Origin of the sequence: Prevotella melaninogenica ATCC 25845 (genome assembly GCF_000144405.1) — a bacterium.
Taxonomy (GTDB): Bacteria; Bacteroidota; Bacteroidia; order Bacteroidales; family Bacteroidaceae; genus Prevotella; species Prevotella melaninogenica.
In genome coordinates this window covers 1,209,939-1,228,070 of sequence record NC_014371.1, presented here as the reverse complement: position 1 = coordinate 1,228,070, position 18,132 = coordinate 1,209,939, and the positions used below count along the sequence as shown (strand labels likewise).

Annotated in this window: 13 protein-coding genes and 1 tRNA gene; 7 read left to right on the top strand and 7 right to left on the bottom strand. The window is 43.1% G+C overall.

Annotated elements, in window-relative coordinates; genetic code table 11:
- Positions 1-158: 158 nt before the first annotated feature.
- From HMPREF0659_RS11690 to HMPREF0659_RS11680, 3 genes are read right to left on the bottom strand one after another with little or no spacing between them, the layout of a single operon-like run.
- Positions 159-1,106 carry a HipA domain-containing protein gene (locus HMPREF0659_RS11690; RefSeq protein ID WP_013265195.1) on the bottom strand — a complete coding sequence of 316 codons (948 nt, stop codon included), beginning with the start codon at positions 1,104-1,106 and terminating at the stop codon, positions 159-161.
- The gene (locus HMPREF0659_RS11685; protein ID WP_013265247.1) at positions 1,103-1,438 is read right to left on the bottom strand and encodes a HipA N-terminal domain-containing protein; all 336 of its coding nucleotides are present in this window, start codon (positions 1,436-1,438) and stop codon (positions 1,103-1,105) included. Before HMPREF0659_RS11685 ends, HMPREF0659_RS11690 begins: the two co-directional genes overlap by 4 nt.
- A gap of 21 nt (positions 1,439-1,459) precedes the next feature.
- Positions 1,460-1,669 carry a helix-turn-helix transcriptional regulator gene (locus HMPREF0659_RS11680; protein WP_013265815.1) on the bottom strand — a complete coding sequence of 70 codons (210 nt, stop codon included), beginning with the start codon at positions 1,667-1,669 and terminating at the stop codon, positions 1,460-1,462.
- 894 nt (positions 1,670-2,563) lie between these two features.
- On the opposite strand from HMPREF0659_RS11680, the gene HMPREF0659_RS11675 reads away from it, so the two are divergent.
- The 3 genes from HMPREF0659_RS11675 to HMPREF0659_RS11665 are packed head-to-tail and all read left to right on the top strand — an operon-like array spanning position 2,564 to position 9,258.
- Complete coding sequence (locus HMPREF0659_RS11675) at positions 2,564-5,860, top strand: SusC/RagA family TonB-linked outer membrane protein (RefSeq protein WP_044046138.1); 3,297 nt, start codon at positions 2,564-2,566, stop codon at positions 5,858-5,860.
- Between the two features lie 20 nt (positions 5,861-5,880).
- Entirely contained in the window at positions 5,881-7,689 is a 1,809-nt protein-coding gene (locus tag HMPREF0659_RS11670; RefSeq protein WP_013265547.1) for a RagB/SusD family nutrient uptake outer membrane protein, read from the top strand.
- Between the two features lie 24 nt (positions 7,690-7,713).
- Entirely contained in the window at positions 7,714-9,258 is a 1,545-nt protein-coding gene (locus HMPREF0659_RS11665; protein ID WP_013265707.1) for a sulfatase family protein, read from the top strand.
- Between the two features lie 448 nt (positions 9,259-9,706).
- Here HMPREF0659_RS11665 and HMPREF0659_RS11660 read toward each other — a convergent pair whose 3' ends face one another.
- Together HMPREF0659_RS11660 and HMPREF0659_RS11655 are read right to left on the bottom strand one after the other, a co-directional pair.
- Positions 9,707-10,396, bottom strand: a complete 690-nt coding sequence (locus HMPREF0659_RS11660) for a hypothetical protein (protein ID WP_013265038.1) — start codon at positions 10,394-10,396, stop codon at positions 9,707-9,709.
- A 52-nt stretch (positions 10,397-10,448) separates the two neighbouring features.
- Positions 10,449-11,192, bottom strand: coding sequence for a hypothetical protein (locus tag HMPREF0659_RS11655; protein WP_013265374.1), 744 nt, complete (start codon positions 11,190-11,192; stop codon positions 10,449-10,451).
- A gap of 351 nt (positions 11,193-11,543) precedes the next feature.
- Between HMPREF0659_RS11655 and HMPREF0659_RS11650 the strand changes: the two genes are divergently transcribed.
- From HMPREF0659_RS11650 to HMPREF0659_RS11635, 4 genes are all read left to right on the top strand, one after another.
- Complete coding sequence (locus HMPREF0659_RS11650) at positions 11,544-12,761, top strand: replication-associated recombination protein A (protein WP_013265354.1); 1,218 nt, start codon at positions 11,544-11,546, stop codon at positions 12,759-12,761.
- Positions 12,762-12,908: 147 nt separating this feature from the next.
- On the top strand, positions 12,909-13,859 hold the full coding sequence (locus HMPREF0659_RS11645) for a D-2-hydroxyacid dehydrogenase (RefSeq protein ID WP_013265525.1): 951 nt from the start codon (positions 12,909-12,911) through the stop codon (positions 13,857-13,859).
- A 388-nt stretch (positions 13,860-14,247) separates the two neighbouring features.
- The gene (locus tag HMPREF0659_RS11640) at positions 14,248-14,907 is read left to right on the top strand and encodes a trimeric intracellular cation channel family protein (RefSeq protein ID WP_013265862.1); all 660 of its coding nucleotides are present in this window, start codon (positions 14,248-14,250) and stop codon (positions 14,905-14,907) included.
- 89 nt (positions 14,908-14,996) lie between these two features.
- Positions 14,997-15,070, top strand: a tRNA-Arg gene (locus HMPREF0659_RS11635).
- Positions 15,071-15,461: 391 nt separating this feature from the next.
- On the opposite strand, the gene HMPREF0659_RS11630 is transcribed toward HMPREF0659_RS11635, so the two are convergent.
- Together HMPREF0659_RS11630 and HMPREF0659_RS11625 are read right to left on the bottom strand one after the other, a co-directional pair.
- Positions 15,462-15,986 (bottom strand): hypothetical protein, encoded by a 525-nt coding sequence (locus HMPREF0659_RS11630; protein WP_226893217.1) that lies wholly within the window; start codon positions 15,984-15,986, stop codon positions 15,462-15,464.
- Between the two features lie 155 nt (positions 15,987-16,141).
- Positions 16,142-17,410: an AAA family ATPase gene (locus tag HMPREF0659_RS11625; protein WP_013265121.1), complete on the bottom strand. Its 1,269-nt coding sequence runs from the start codon at positions 17,408-17,410 to the stop codon at positions 16,142-16,144.
- Between the last annotated feature and the right edge of the window lie 722 nt (positions 17,411-18,132).

Genomic DNA, 18,132 nt, shown 5'->3' with positions numbered 1-18,132 from the left:
TGAGTGGTAGTTGACGAGTTGACGAGTTAACAAGTTAATTGTAGTGATAAAGCATAGTTAACAGTAGTAATCATAATTATGAATTGTGAATTATGAATTATGAATTAATAAAGGATTATGAATTCTGAATTAACAGAGGCTTCTGAATTAAATCAGTCTTATTCTTTTGCTAAGGTTTCCAATCTGTGGTCAATAAGTTTCTTGTATTGTTCTTTCTGATTATCAGAGATAAAAGAGTTATCAATACACACTATCCATTTGTCCCTAAACTTAGCAAAACCAGATAATATTCTGTTAGCAACCACTTCGGAGAGTCCTGTCGAAAACATAGCTTCTCGGAAGTCATAGACAAGAAGTGATTTCTTGAATCCGTTGAGCGACAATGCCATATCCTCTGTGTCTTCTGGCATAACAATCTTTGTGGAAACCTGATCGTAGGTTGGACAGAGTACATAGTGTCCTTCTCGTATGCTATACAAAGAGAAGTTTTTAAGGTGCATATCCGCATTGCCTATAATCCACGAGAAAACAACCTGCTGCCAATAGTTCACTTTGTCTAACATAGAGACACTGGAATATTGGTCGAGGAAACGGGCTATCATTTCATAACTTCCTTGATATTTCTGTTCCGTCAGTTTACCACTTAGTTGACACATATCCTCCATAGGAAGCTTTCGTCCATCGTCGGTTCTATCAATTCTTTTTGTGATATAGTTTAGTTCACCATCAGCAAAACGGATAAGAGAATGCGGAACTGTTGGAATCTTCGCAATCTCAGCCAGATGCATGGATAAATCCTCTATCTCTGGGAGGCATTCAAACTGCTCTGTTTGGGGTTTAAGGATATATCGTCCCATAACGCCTACTATCGTTAGACGTTGTGGATTTCCTGCTGCGTCATGCTCAAGGTCAATTGATAGTTTTGATTGCACACCTGTCACTGTTGTTCGTTTTTCAACGACAATCTGTGCCAAACGGTTAATATCCTTTCGTGTGTAGGGAAGGATAGGGGCTATTGCGGCTCCAAACATTTTCTTTGCACAATGTGAGTGATAGTCAACTTCCCCAGCCTTTAACGGCTTATAACAACACAGGCAACGTTTCATCTTCTTTCCTCCTCCTTTTCTATGGGTACGATGCTAATATCTCCTATACAGTCACGGCAGCACGAGAGGAGTAATCCCATGCGGTCTCTACGGTTGATTTTCCAGTTTCGTTCAGCAATATTCAGCATCCAACCTTCTGGAATAAGACCATCGAAGAAAGAAAAAAGTACATTATTATGATAATGTTCTGCACGTAATGGCAAAGTCAGACTTACGGGGGTTGGCTTACTACTATCCAAATACTCTTGAAGATAAGCGAAGCTATATCCCCTCTCGTCTTCTGTGATAATGCCTGCCGGCTTATCTTTTACATATACTTTTCCTTGTCTCATGATGTTGATTTTTTTTGTCACTTAGTCCTTTGGAATGGGTACTGGTCCTAACTGTAGGTTGAACAGCTCGAGTACTTGGTTGACTTTGTCCATGCGTAGTGTAGCTTTTCCTTGTTCCATCTCACGGACAAAGCGGAGTCCTACACCTGCTTTGAAAGCCATATCCTCCTGCGTTAGATGATATTCCTTCCGCAGTTGCTTTAATGTGATTGATAGTTGATTCTTCTCCATGCTGATTATACCTTTACGGGTACAAATGTACGAAATATCTATGAAAAACAAAACAGATAATCCCTAAAGGGTATAAAGTTTGGTTTATTTAACGTAAATATACCCTATCGGGGAGGGACCTCACCCCCCAACCCCCTCTCCGAGAGAGAGGGGGAGTGCTGGAAACAGTTTGCTGAGGGATGCTTTTTCCTTTGAACTATTAACTTTGAACATTGAACTTTATGATATGGGTAGTTGACGAGTAGACAAGTTAACAAGTTGCTTGTGAGGAAGACATAGTAACATAAGAACGAGTAGACGAGTTAACAAGTTGGCGAGTAGACAGGTTTACGAGTAGACAAGTTAACAAGTTGCTTGTGGCAATAAAACAGATAATCTTTGTTTTTTATTCTTCTGTCTTCTTTTGTTCCTCTGTATTGTAAAGGAAATTCAAACCTTGAAAAATAAGAGGGCGTTAATTCCATTCGAATTAACGCCCTTTTAGCTTGCAAAAGATGCCCTTTTGAGGTCTTATTAACGCCCTTTTGAAGCCTTACTAAGCACCTTTTGAAAACCACTTCTGCAACTGATTGATAACAAAAGACTTACAAGAGTTTTGAAAATATACGTTTTGAGTCCGATTTGCTGTCTTTTCTTTGATTGTTTTGTTAATATATTTCTTTACTCTGCTGCGTTAAATCTCGCACATTGGTAGTTGACGAGTAGACGAGTTGACAAGTAAACAAGTAAACGAGTTAATTGTAGCGATAAATCACAGTTAACAGTAGTAATCATAATTATGAATTGTGAATTTTGAATTATGAATTAACAGAGGATTATGAATTTTGAATTATGAATTCTGAATTAATAAAAAAAGTGTTATATTTGCACCTGTAAACCTAAATCAATGTAATTATGTCTAAATCTACTACTGTCTTCCTGGGTATAAGGAAGCATCCCCCATTCGCAATGGGAGGGGTGGCACTCTCTTTGTGTCTGAGTTTATTCGTCGCTACCCCAGCACTTAGTTCTACGAGTGCGAATGTAAAAACGTTTGAGAGTACACAGCAGCAAAAGCAGGCTATCAAGGGTGTTGTGAAAGATACCCATGGTGAACCCGTTATCGGTGCCTCTGTGATGGTTAATGGAGTTGCCATGGCTGTTACGGATGTTGATGGCAACTTCTCGCTTTCAGCTGCACCCGGTGCTGTGCTACAAGTAAGTTATGTGGGCTTTAAGCCTCAGTCTGTAACCGTCAAGGCAGGTATGACCAATTATACCGTTAGTCTGCAGGATGACAACCAAGCATTGAACGAAGTGGTTGTCGTAGGCTATGGAGTACAAAAGAAGGTAAACCTCACCGGTTCTGTTTCATCTGTTAAGGGCGATGCACTTGAGATGCGCCCAGTGACCGATGCGTCGCAGAGTCTTCAGGGATTGGTACCGGGTTTGATGGTATCTAATGGCAGCTCTGGTCGTCCGGGAGCCACGGCAGCCTTGTCATTGCGTGGTCAAGGCAACCTCTCCGGCACCGGTCATCCTTATGTTTTAGTAGATGGAATCGAGATGAGTCTTGCCGATGTCAATCCAAATGATATCGAGTCAATCTCCGTATTGAAAGATGCATCCGCTTGTTCTATCTATGGTGCACGTGCTGCCTACGGTGTTATCTTGGTCACAACGAAACGTGGCGAGGAAGGCAAGATGCACGTAAACTATCAGGGAAGTATGGGTTGGAACCGTCCTACCGTACTGCCTGAGATGGCAAATGCCGTAGAGTTTGCCAAGATGTGGAATGCTGGTGTTACGAATGCCAACTCCTCTCGTCTTTACAGCGATGAAAAGATTAAGCTCTTAGAGCAGTATATGAACGACCCATCAAGTGTAAATCCATGGCAAGAACTCCCTGCCAACTCCTTGATGAACCCAGCCTTTGAGAACACAGAGAAGGGTATTGGAAACGTTGATTACTTCAAGTTACATTATAAAGACTATGCCTTTAAGCAGCAGCACAACGTTAGTTTGAGCGGTGGTGGAAAGCAGGCACAGTATTATGTATCAGGAGGTTACTTCAAGGAAGACGGTATTCTGCGTTATGCGAAGATGAACTTTGAGCGTATGAACCTCGCTTCCAACCTCACTTCTCGTCTCACCTCATGGATGAAGATGAAACTTAACTTGAAGTATGTTCACTCTGTTGATAACACTCCTTTTGGTGCAGGCGGCTTGAGCGAAGGCTTCTATCACTCCTTAGCACGTTTCCGTCCGACGATTTCAGTGGTTGATCCTCATGGTCATTTCACGGAGTTGTCAATGATACCTTACCTACAGAGTGGTACCTTCACCCGTACAAAGCGCAATCATTACGACATCACATTAGGCTTCGAGCTTAATCCAGTAAAGGGATTGATTATCAATGCCGATTACACCAATAAGTTTATCTCGACCTCATACGAGGCTTTGAACGTTGCCCCAGACATCTATGCAGCCGATGGCGTAACCACTTCAAAGGGAGTGCGAGGTGAGTTGGATGCAAGTCCTGATGGCAAGTATCAGCGTTCAAACTATAACATCCACTATCAGAATATCAGCCTCTATGGTAACTACTCGTTGACCCTTGCAGAGGATCATAACATCGTCTTGATGGCTGGTTATCAGGAAGAAAACAATAAGGTAGACTACTTGAAGAACGCTATCTCTGGTCTTTACTCAATGCACAATCCTAATACAGCAATGGGAACAGGCGACAAGCAGCCAGACGATATCCGCAACGGATGGGCAACACGTGGCTTCTTCGGACGTATCAACTACGACTATCAGGGTCGTTACTTGCTCGAAGTAAACGGCCGTTATGACGGTTCTTCACGCTTTGCACGCGATCATCGTTGGGGCTTCTTCCCATCTGTATCCCTCGGTTGGAACATCAGTCGTGAGAAGTTTATGGAGCCGCTCAGCCAGAAAGTATCGCAGTTGAAGTTGCGAATGTCATACGGTAAGCTCGGTAATCAGGCAGGTGCAGCCCTCTACACCTTCGCTTCAACCATGAATCTCAGTGGTGGATTAGGAAGCTATATCTTTGCTGATGGTCGTCATGCTTACCTCCTTGCGCCAGGCGTTGTCAATCCAGCAACAACATGGGAGAAGGTAAGCAGCAAGAATATCGGTTTAGACTTCGGCTTCATGAACAATGCCCTTACGGGTAGTCTTGACGTCTACGAGCGTAAGACGAAGGATATGTTGGGACCTGGTGTAGACTTCCCCGACTTCTTCGGTGCTAATGCCCCACAAACCAATAACGCCTCTTTGCGCGATCGTGGATGGGAGCTAACGCTGAATTATCGTGGTAAGATTGGTAAGGACATCGACTATAGTATCGGTGGTTCTTTGGCTGACTATACCTCTATTGTGACAGACTATGCTAACCCAACAGGTACGGCACCAGCAAGCAACTGGTATAGAGGCAGACGCGTTGGAGAGATATGGGGCTATCGTACAGACGGCTTGTTGCAGACACAGGAGCAGGCTGATGCTTACAATGCAAGCCATAACAACACCTTCTTCTCAACCTTGAAGTGGACACCGGGTGACGTTGCTTATCGCGATCTTAACAACGACAAATATGTGAACAATGGTAAGAATAAACTCGATGATATGGGCGATATGACCATCATCGGTAATACCTCTCCTCGTTATCAGTATACTATCAACGGTATGGTTAGCTGGAAGGGACTGAGCTTGAGCTTTATGTTCCAAGGCGTAGGCAAGCGTGATTGGGACCCAACCAATAGTGTTTACTTCTGGGGAACAGGTCCTTACGCACAGGTAACGCTCTTCAAAGACCATCTTGACTACTGGTCAGAGAGCAATCCTAACGCCTACTATCCAAAGCCTTATATCAATTCAGCAGGTGGCGTTCGTCCATATGCAGCGAAGACAAAGAGCCAGCCTACTGATCAATACTTGCAGAGTGCGGCTTACTGTCGTTTGAAGAACTTGACCTTGAGTTACACCCTCCCACAGGCTTGGACACAGAAGATGAAACTCCAGCAGGTGAAAGTGTTCTTCTCTGGTGAGAACCTCCTTACCTTCACAAAACTAAAGAAGATGCTCGACCCAGAGGTTATCTTCACTGCCAATGGCTACACAGGCGAAGGCGGTAAGAACTATCCAATGAATAAGGTCATCTCATTTGGACTTATGGTTAATCTCTAATCCTTTAAAAGAATATAACTATGAAACTTAAATATATATGTTTAGCACTCTTGAGTGCAACAACACTTACAAGTTGCTTCGACTTGGACAAGTCTCCTGAAGGAGTGCTTTCAACGGTCAACCCTTTCACCTCCTTGGGTGAGATGAACAGTTATCTCGACCAGTTCTATCAGACTGGTGTGAAGGGACAAGACTTTAACTCATGGGGTAGCGGTGGTATTGCTGGTATCGATATGAACAGCGATAACATGGCAAGTGGCTCTGTTAACACCCGCCTCAATGGTGGTTTGACTCTCGCTAATGCGGGCAAACTCGGTCATTACTATAATATTCGCAACGTCAACTTCTTCTTGAATAACCTCAATTTCAAGGATAAGAACTCCGCTGCCTACAAGCAATGCGTGGGCGAGGCATATTATTTCCGTGCATGGTTCTACTTCCAGTTGTTCAAGAACTATGGTAAGATTGCTTGGGTGAATCGCCCTCTCGAACCACAAGAGGAGGAGATGAACCAGCCTCAACAGGAACGAACCGTGATTGCTGATAGTATTCTTGCCGACCTCGATAAGGCTATTGCCAACCTTAATACCCAGAACAGCAGTGCTTCGATGCGTGTTCATAAGGATGTGGCACGTGCTTTCAAGAGCGAGGTGGCACTCTATGAGGCTACATGGGAGAGGTATCATAAGGCAAAGAACGATGCTTTCTTCGACCCAACTGTTACCGATGCGAAGATTAAGTCTTACTTAGATCAGTGTGTTGAGGCTTGTAAGGACGTTGTTGACAGAGGTGTCTGGAGAATCTATACGACGGGTAATCCATTGAACGACTACCGCGTTATCTTCCAGACAGAGGACCTTAGCGCCAACCCTGAGGTGTTATGGTTTAAGCGTTATGACGGCGTGAATGTTGGTAACAGCGTTGACCGCTACCTCAATCAGGGTGGTGGTAGTAGCGGTGTTACAGCATCATTGGTTGACGACTACCTCACCATCGACGGTAAACCCTTTGTCGGACCAGCCGTGTTGACTGCAAAGGCAACCTTTGGCGACGAGCTAAAGCCAACTGTTCGCGACCCACGTCTGTGCCAGACAGTGTGTATGCCGGGTCAGATTCTGCGTCCAGACCAAGGCGGTTACGTTGTTCCACCACTCAATGGGTCGGGCTATAACAAGAATGAAACAGGCTATTCAATGCTCAAGCACGTACAGATTGACTATAAGGGAAGCCTTGATCAGGAAGGTAAAGGCAGCACACCAGCCATTCAGTATCGCTATGCTGACATCCTCTTAAACTATGCTGAGGCTTTGGCAGAGCTCGATGGTGCGGCTAACGAGAGTCAGATTATTGCCATTCTGAAGCCTTTGCGCGACCGAGTTGGTATGCCAGCAGTCGACTTCGACAGAGAGTATAACACCGAGGCAGACTATCCTTTCCACAATCTCAACAAGTATTTGCAGGCAGTTCGCCGTGAACGTCGTATTGAGCAGGCTTGTGAGGGTCGTCGATTGGATGATATCTTCCGTTGGGCAGCAGCCGATGAGCTGATCGTTGGCAAGCGTGCACACGGTGCATTGTTCATTGGTAGCAACCTCGAACATCATGCAAAGTATGGCACAAGCCTCGTTTATGACAAGCCCAAAGGCAATAATCTCTACCTCTCTGGCAAGCCTGGCGACGCACAACGTTACGTATTGCCAGTGAATCCATCAGGCTATGAGACCGGTTGGAAGTTTAATCCAAAGCGTGATTACCTCCTTCCGTTCGAAACGCGTATGCTCACACTGACCAACAATCTGTGGAAGCAGAACCCCGGATGGGATAAATAATTGCGATAAACCAATTTATTATATATGCAAAATAAAGTTTTATACGGCTTGACAGGAGCGATTGCAATGGGTGCATTCGTTCCTGCCCAAGCGCAGAAGAAACCGATGAACATCGTCTTCATCATGAGCGATGACCATTCGTATCAGACAATCAGCGCTTACGACAAGCGTTTTATCAGTACACCTAACATCGACTGGTTAGCTGACAATGGTGTGAAGTTCCAAGAGAGCTTTGTTGCCAACTCCCTCAGCGGTCCATCACGTGCGTGTATGCTGACGGGTAAGCACAGTCATGCTAATGGCTTCACGGACAACTCTAAGACCTTTGACGGTGGTCAGCAGACCTTCCCTAAGTTGCTCCAGAAGCAGGGCTATCAGACGGCAATGATTGGTAAGTGGCATCTCACCTCACTGCCAACAGGCTTCAACTACTGGGATATCCTTATCGGACAGGGCGACTACTATAACCCTGACTTCCTCAGCAATGGTAAGAAGATACGCCGTCCGGGCTATGTGACGAACATCATTGCCGACATGGCGATTGACTGGATGGAGAACAAACGCGACAAGAACAAGCCTTTCTGTCTGTTGATGCACAACAAGGCGCCTCACCGTGTGTGGAATCCTGATACCTGCGACCTCCGCCTCTATGACGATGTGACCTATCCGTTGCCAAAGACTTTCTATGATGACTATGCTGGTCGTTTGGCTGCACAGAAGCAGGAGATGAGTATCATAAAGGACATGGACCTCGTCTACGACAATAAGATGGCGGATAAGGAGAACGAGATTCACACCACTACAGGACTTGAGCAGTGGGGACGTGGCAACTACAAACGTATGACACCTTCGCAGCGTGCGCAGTGGGATAGCTACTATGACCCAATCATCAAGAAGTTTAAGGAAGACAAACTCTCTGGTAAGGCACTCGCTGAATGGAAGTATCAACGTTATATGCACGACTATATGCGTGTGATTCACTCTGTCGATCGCAACGTCGGTCGTGTCATCGAGTATCTGCGCCAGCATGGTCTTCTTGACAACACAATGATTGTCTATACCTCTGATCAAGGTTTCTACATGGGCGAACATGGATGGTTCGACAAGCGTTTCATGTATGAAGAGTCATTCCGCACACCATTGTTGGTTTACTATCCGGGCGGTAAGCATGGGGTTGTCAAAGAGATGGTACAGAACATCGACTATGCCCCAACCTTCCTCGATGTAGCTGGTGCAAAGGTGCCTTCTGACATTCAGGGCCAGTCTTTCCTCCCACTCCTTGAGGGTAAGAAGCCAGCCAACTGGCGTCAGTCGCTTTACTATCACTACTATGAATACCCTGCCGAGCACTCTGTTTGCCGTCACTATGGTATTCGTACGAAGCGTTATTCGCTCATGCACTTCTACAATGATATCAATGCTTGGGAACTTTACGACCTAAAGAAAGACCCTGATCAGATGCATAATATCTATGGTAAACCAGGTACGGAGAAGCTCACAAAGAACCTTAAGAAACAACTCCTCCAACTGCAGGTGCAGTATGATGATCCAATACGCTTAAAACATTGAGCTTTGAACATTGAACATTGAACTTTATGATTTGACCATAAAACTTTGAACTTTAACCTCTAAGACTACGAATTTCGCGAATGACACGAATTCTTTAGCAATAAGGATTCGTGCAATTAGAGAAATTCGTAGTTCATATCATAAAGTTCAAAGTTCAAAGTTCAAAGTTCAAAGTTCAAAGTCCGAATTTATTTTACATTTCTGGTCCGGAAAAGGTGAGGAATAGAGTCGAGAATCAGCTTTTTTGTTACCTTTGTAAGTATCTTGTTATCAGTTATTTGTAAAGTCGCGGTTTTGAAGGTGCTTACTAAGGTCTGAGAAGGGCGTTATTAAGGTTCTTAAAGGGCATCTTTAGCAAGCCAAAAGGGCGTTAATTCGAATGGAATTAACGCCCTTTTGATTTTTAGGTTATGAAATTATCCAACAAAAGAAGATGTGTCAGTACACCTTATTGAACCTTTGTGAGTTCATAAACCAGATAACGTCCTGTGAGTGGAATTCTTCCGTATTCCAAGGTTTCATGATATAGCATTGTGTAGGCATTGAAAGGACGAAGATAAAACTTAAACTTACTTGTTTTTACGTTATAATATCCGTAGCCGTTAAAATAAGTTCTAAGATACCTTGTGCTTCCTATTTTAGGACTGGAGTCTACAAATTCAACTATCCCTCGTGATACCTCAAAACGATATACGCAACTGTCTTGTTGGTTGCGGCTGGTGAAACGAATACCATTAAGAAGTAAATGTGACTTTTCGTGTCGCTGAGTAAATATTTCTGATAGTGTATCGTTTATCGCAGTTTTTTCGATATTGTGTAGCTTCACATATGTGTCGCGTGACAAGGTTAAATTGCCATAGTAGGATTTTCTTGCACCGTAGATGGTAAGAGTATCGAGGTCAAGCCTTGAATTAAAATAATAATTCTTCTTGGTTGTAGGGTCGTAAACATACACATTACCTCTATACTTGCTAAGTAAAGATTTCTGCACTTTAGTTGCTTCTTCACCACCGATAGGTGCGAAAGTAGAGGTGTTGTCTGTTGTTGCATCATCGTCTTTCGAACATGAAACAGAAAAGCTGCCTACCAACAGTAGGAAAAGAGCGACGAGCAGGTTGTATTTGTTCTTTTTATTCATAATCTATTCTTTATTCATCGTTTATTCTTTTGTTATATGGGAAGTCAGTTTCCTATGCCGTCTTCTTTAATTTGCATATAAAATAAACGTCGTTGAATTCGGCTTTTATTTTATTGCTTTGAACCATGCTGTCATAAAACAAGGCACCCATAGGCTTTATGTAAACCGTCAATTCTTTCGTTGTATTGTTGATAGTTCCACAGATATTATAATACATTTCAGTCAAGTCATAACGATTCTGGTGGGGAGTTTCCAGATATGGGTAGAAGTTATATGGGTCATACAATTGGAATGCCACTTCTGAAGGATTCTTCTTGTTTCTTCCGATGAGTATTGTACGATAATCATGTATCTTACGATTTCTCATCACGGTCCATATTTTGATTATTTTATATAGTATGTCATAAGCATATTGATCCTTCTTTAAGGCATATAATGTAAAAGGAAGAGGATCTGGAGTCAAGTAAAACTGATGTAAGTATAATTCGAACTTGGCACTTACATGATTATCAAAATTAGAAGGAATCACCTGTTTGGTCTTAGGGTCATAAACGGTTAGCGTACCCTCGTAGGTACCCACAGCATTAAAGAAATATTGGTTAGCGTCGTCTCCTTGGATAGGAATTGAATAGTTAATATTAGGTTGCAGGATATCAGCTGTGAAATCATTTTGTTCGATAGGAACAAAGGGCATGTGGTCGTTTGCGCTTTCTTCATCTTTTGAACATGAAGCAAACAAAAGTGGAAGGACTAAACATACGACAGCAATAAGTAACTTTGATTTGGGAAGTTTCATTGTAAAAAGTCATTTGGTTTTATGTGTACAAAGGTACAGAAACCTTTCCTTCTCTACTAAGAATTGCAGATTTGTTAACCTGCTTTGCTCTTTATTAAATTTATCTATTAAAGTTAAACCCAAATCTCTAAGTTTGTAATTCAGCTTGCAAACTTAGAGATTTGGGTTTAAGAAAGACATTAAAGCAGTAGTGTTATCAAAATACAAACTTATGGCTTGTATTTTTGTAATGTTAATTATCATGTAGTAGGCTTATTTTATCGCTCCATATTTCAGAAGAACTTTCTTTCATTCTTTGTTATTATGAGATAAATTCAGTACTTTTGTAACAATAATAAAAGACGAAGAGATATGGAACCATTGGCAGAACGATTGCGACCACGCACGCTCGACGATTATATCGGACAGGAACACCTCGTTGGTGAGGGGGCTGTGCTCCGACGTATGATCGACTCGGGGCGCATTGCGTCGTTTATCCTTTGGGGACCACCGGGCGTGGGCAAGACTACGTTAGCACAGATTATCGCTAATCGCTTAGAGACACCGTTCTATACGCTTTCTGCCGTGACGAGTGGTGTGAAGGATGTGCGCGATGTTATCGAAAGGGCACAGAGCGGTCGTTTCTTCAATTCCGCTTCACCGATTCTCTTTATCGACGAAATCCATCGTTTCTCAAAGTCGCAGCAAGATTCGCTCTTGGGTGCGGTAGAGAAGGGAACGGTGACGCTTATTGGTGCAACAACAGAGAACCCATCGTTCGAAGTGATTCGTCCGTTGCTCTCTCGTTGTCAACTCTATACGCTGAAGTCGCTGGAGAAAGACGATTTGCTGAAGCTGTTGCATCGAGCCATTACGGAGGATGTGGAACTGAAGAAGCGTCATATCGAACTGCATGAGACGGGGGCGCTCCTGCGTTACAGTGGGGGTGATGCGCGTAAGCTACTGAATATCCTCGACTTGATTATCTCAGCCGAATCTGGCAACGATGTCGTGATTACCGATAAGATGGTGGAGGAACGACTGCAAGAGAATCCATTGGCGTATGACAAGGATGGCGAGATGCACTATGATATTATCTCGGCATTCATCAAGTCGATTCGTGGCTCCGATCCAGATGCAGCACTCTACTGGATGGCACGCATGATAGAAGGTGGCGAAGACCCAAAGTTTATTGCGCGACGTGTCGTTATCAGTGCGGCAGAAGATATCGGACTCGCCAATCCTAACGCCCTATTGTTAGCGAATGCAGCCTTTGACGCTGTGACGAAGATTGGTTGGCCCGAAGGTAGAATCCCATTGGCTGAGGCGGTAGTTTATTTAGCTCGGTCGAAGAAAGATAATTCTGCATACGTAGGCATCAATAAAGCGATAGAGTTAGTGCGCCAGACAGGCAACCTCCCTGTTCCCCTCCACCTTCGCAATGCACCGACAAAACTAATGAAGGACCTCGGTTATAGCGATGGATATAAGTATCCACACGATTATCCGGGACATTATGTCGAGCAACAGTATATGCCGGATGAGTTAGCCCCACCCCGACCCTCCCCGAAGGGGGAGGGAGGCAAATAGGATAAAGCTCCTCCCCGAACCAGCGGTCACTGACCCAAGGGAAATAATGGGGAATACTTAGAAATACTATTCATCAATACCTACCACCCATCAGCCAATATCTCACATCATCACCACCCAACATTTAACACCCAACACCCAACAAACATGAAAATAGCAATTCTCGACTGCCATGCAGTCAACCCTGGTGACCTTTCATGGGAACCAATAAAGGAAATAGCAGAGTGCGTTATCTATGAGCGCACAAGTCAGGAACAAGTTATTGAGCGAGCTAAGGATGCGGACGGTATTCTTATCAATAAGATAAATATCACCCGTGAGGTACTCGACCAATTGCCACAATTGAAGTATATCGGTGAGTTAGCAACAGGATATAACAATATCGATGTTGAGGCTGCACGCGAGCGTGGTATCGTCGTATGCAACATCCCTGCATATAGTACGGATAGTGTTGCACAGCATGTCTTCGCCCTCCTCTTGAACGCAACCACACATGTCGACCATTATGCTGAGGCTGTGCGCCGTGGCGAATGGAGCAAGCAGCAGGACTTCTGCTACTGGGACACACCACTCATGGAACTCGCTGGTAAGACACTCGGTATTGTTGGCTTGGGCAATATTGGTCAGAAGGTGGCAATGATAGCACATGCTCTGGGTATGGACATCTCAGCTTGCACCAGTAAGAACAGTAGCGACCTACCAGAGTGTATTCGTAAGACAACCCTTGAAGGCTTGCTCAGTACGTCTGACGTTATCACCTTGCACTGTCCTTTGACGGCGGAGAACACGCGTATGATCAATGCAGAGACACTGAAGGGCGTACGTCGTGGTGCCATCCTTATCAATACCGGACGTGGCGGACTCGTCGACGATCAGGCTGTTGCCGATGCCCTTGAGAGTGGTCAGCTCGGTGCTTATTGTGCCGACGTAATGACTGAGGAGCCACCTCGTGCAGACAATCCGCTCTTCCGTCAGCCTAATGCCTTCATCACTCCACATATTGCGTGGGCAACACGTGAGGCACGTGAGCGCCTAATGGCTATCTGCGTTGAGAATATTAAGAAGTTTATAGCAGGGGAACCACAGAACGTGGTGTAAGAAGCCCCACCCCGACCCTCCCCGAAGGGGGAGGGAGACAAATAGGAAAAGGTTCGCTGTATGTTCTTGGTAAAGTAATAAGACTATCTTCTTATCATGGTCTAATAAGACTATCTTCTCATTGTGGAGTAATAAAGAAATTTGATTTACATATTATAATTACTTATCCCTCCATGTAAGCTATGCTTGTTAGCTGCATCAACTTAGAGTACCACCCATAGCTATATGCACTCCCCTCCCATTACTTCCCTTCGGTCAGTGACCGTTTGTTCGGAGGGACTGGGGCGACATTTAGCTATCTGCACTCCCCTCCTTTCGGAGGGGTTGGGGGAGGCTTTCTCCCTCCCCCTTCGGGGAGGGTCGGGGTGGGGCTTTTATTTATTCAAATATGATCTACACTGATCCACATCTTGTCCGTACACTTCAGGTGATACTGGAGTTTCTCGGAACGTTTGCGTTTGCCATATCGGGCATCCGCCATGCCGCACAGAAACGCTTCGACTGGTTCGGAGGTTATGTATGTGGCTTTGCCGTCGCTATTGGTGGCGGTACGATTCGTGACACTATGTTAGGAGTGCGCCCGTTCTGGATGGCAAACATCATGTATGTTCTTTGTACAGGTCTGGCGCTCTTCCTCGTCATCTTGTCGCGTAGGTGGATTCAACGCCTTAGCAATGCGTGGTTCGTCTTCGACACACTCGGCTTGGCACTCTTTACTATTGCGGGTATTCAGAAGACAATCGCATTAGGACACCCCTTCTGGGTAGCTGTCATCATGGGTTGTATCACTGGTGTGGCAGGTGGTGTTATCCGTGACGTATTGCTGAACAATATCCCCGTAATCTTCCACAAAGAGATCTACGCCGTGGCAAGTGTGGGTGGCGGACTCATCTATTGGGCACTCTTCTCGCTCGGACTACCACTTCCGATAACAGTTATTGTGACATTCCTTGCAATCTGTTTAATTCGTTTTATTGCAGTGGGTTATCACATCTCGCTCCCCACTTTACACGATGAAGACGAAAAAAATAATAAAAAAGATTGCTAAACATTTGGTGGAACGGATAAAAAGCAATACCTTTGCACTCGCAATTCAGAAATGATAACTAAATCATTATCTGTTGCGACCATAATAATGGTTCCGTAGCTCAACTGAATAGAGCACTTGACTACGGATCAAGAGGTTACAGGTTTGAATCCTGTCGGAATCACAAAAGGAATACTCGAGAGAGTGTTCCTTTTTTTTGTTCTCCGAACTACGAATTTCTCGAATGACACAAATTATTTAGTAATACCTTTGAACTTTTTATTCGTTCACCCTTTGACACATATCCTTCTCAGACTTCTAATAATCAGTTTTTACTATTTGTGAGATGATTTTATGCGGAGATTAATTAAAGGGAAAACGGAAAATAAGCCTTTACTGCGGTATGAATAGGAGTGAAATAGTAAGGTGTTAGCATGCGAGAGTGGTATGTCTGTGGCGCAAAAGACTGCTAAGCAACGTCCCTTTAGTGTGTATTAATAGTGTAATCGTCCTTGATAAGTTTAAGTAAATGGATGGAAGGGGAGTCCAGAACATGCCCTTCCGTCTTGATAACGTTATAATGATGCGATGAGGTTATCTATATTTACAGAGCAAGAGGTGTCCCCTGCAGGTACTGCTACATGCTTGATAATCATATCGTTAGGTTGGTATTGTTCTGCAATGTGAGCATCGGACATAGAGAAATCTGAGCCATTTACCTTGGTCATCTTTCCTTTTTTAAGTTCCGCTTTACATCTATATATAGCCTTATGATAAGTGGTTATCATTTTCCTCTTGTTGATTTTAAAGGATTCATTATCGTCTATCTTTGTCTCAACCTGCATAGGATAACTGATAATTATCCCCAATTCCTGATAATTTTCTAAGCCAAAATCCTTTATAGAGCTAAGTAATAACTTGGTTCTTACGACCGAACTACTAATCTGCCAGATGGCTTTTTCATCAAAATTAGACTTCATTTCAGAATAGACGATATAGTCCTTATCTCCCACTTGTAGTAAGAAGATACCATCACAGTCGCACTGATAGCTGCAGTCTGGGACCTTACTGTTAAAAGAGTCCTTACATTTCTTTAGCAAATGGTTCTCTATTTCAATTATTTCTCCAGCATGTTTGTAGGTAACTTGCTCAAGCTTATTGGCTTTTTTTTGTTGCTCATATTTGGTTACTTTACCGTCATGTTGTTTAAAAAAGCAGGCTTGTAAAAGGCAATTGCGTAGGACAGAGAAGTCTATCATTGGTCAGAAGCATTAAGGGAGTACAACATTTCATCAATCTGTTCATCCTGTTTACGCATCTTTTCTACCGTCTCATAGAAGGTCTTCATTGGTATTCCACCTTCTTCCACAGGCAGTTTTTCTATCACAACCTTACCTGTCTCGTCATCTCTATGGAAGAAATATGCCTTCACATTATTACCATCAAGGAACGTTTTTTCTGATAAACCATTTACGGTACAATACCCTTTAAAGGTTGCTTCATTCTTCTTACGGATATTACCTAACTTGATAAGCTGGTTCAATCTATCCATAAAATAATCGCTGTGTGTCGTGATATGGAACAAGAAACCATTATTGATGCATTCTGCAATAAGGTCTGCCACCTGAATCTGCATGGATGGATGCAGGTGTGCTTCAGGCTCTTCCAGACATATTGCTACCTCTGTACCAGAGTGATTCTTTAATAGAAACAAAAGCGGACTAATCTCTTTTATAGAGGAAGCTGCGGCAGACATGTTTACGTGTTTACCTTCATCAAGTACCAGAAATTCCTTACCTTCTTTCTTAACAATATCCCCATCAGTTATCTTCTTAATCTGGTTAAGATAGGTAGACTGCTCATCAGTAACTTTTGTTGAGGTGCAATAGTCGTTGTCAAGTAAGAATCTGCCATACATTCCGTTGCGATTTATGGAGTTGGTAAGGGAATAATCGGCATTGATCAACGCTCCGTTTGCAGGTGGAAAGATTAAGGCGTGATAGTAAAAGTTTTCAAGTAATTTGTGGGAAAGCACCATCTGACAGTATTCGCCTACTGTAAATGCAGTATTTATAATGCTATTCCTGCTCACTTTTTTACCATTAATTGAGATGCTTACAGTATAACCTAATCTCTTTTCTATATCTTCTTCTGTTGCTGCTACCTCTTGATATTCAACACGAAGCGGCTCTCCAAACTCTGGAAAGAGAAAATCTACGTCACATTCTATGGTCGGATCTCCTAATAATGCGCGCATAAATGCTGTTACATTATCATGAAGATATGTTGAAAGGAAATCACCCGAAAGCGTAAAAGAGCCAGAAGAGTTCTCACCTACCAAATGTTCACCTAATCTTGCTGCATCTTTGTAGTTTAATAAACTCGTGAAAAGATAATAAACAAGATAGTTCGCGTAACTCTTTCCCAGCTTTGACATACCCGTAAACACCATGAATGGTGCTACCTGGAATGATACTTCCAGTAAAGGTCCGAACTTATGAATGTCTATAATTATCTTTTTCATATGATTCAATATTGGTAAAATGGGTTCTACATCACGGGTTTGGCGGAGTGGTTAGAAACCATATATTATGGCACAAAGATACGAAAAATAATGTATTAAGTGAAAAATATATGAGAAATTATTGGTTAGAAGACAGTTGAAAGGGAAGGATAGCCCTTCCGTTGTATAGTCTTGTAGAATAGAGGAATAGATAAAAAGGAGAGTGTATTATCCCTCCTTGTTGTAAAGTAATTTCCCAATTGCTTTTTAATAGAGGGTCTTTTGCATTGCAAAAGATGCCCTTTTACGTGGTAAAAGGTGCCCTTTTGAGGTGTAAAATTACCTTTGAACTTTATGATTTGTATCTTTGAACAATTATCTTTGAACTTTGAGCATTGAGCTTTGAACTTTATGATTTCTCCCGATTACGTATGAAATGAAGAGTTTTGCAATAAGCATTTACATAATTAGGGGAATTCGTAGTCGGTTAAAGTTTGCGTGGATAATGGTTTGAAAAAATATGACATAAAATCGGGTAAAAGACCTATAAACAAAGGGAAAAACACGTGTAAAGTCCCTGTTTGTAAACGGCAGTAAATCAATTCATTATGATGTAGTGCAGGAATAGGTGCTTAATTGTGTTTCAAAAGGGCGTTAATAAGACGCCAAAAGGGCATCTATTGCAAGTCAATTAGGCGTCTTTTAGAGGCTAAAAAGGCATGTATTAGCTTTGAAAAACTTTG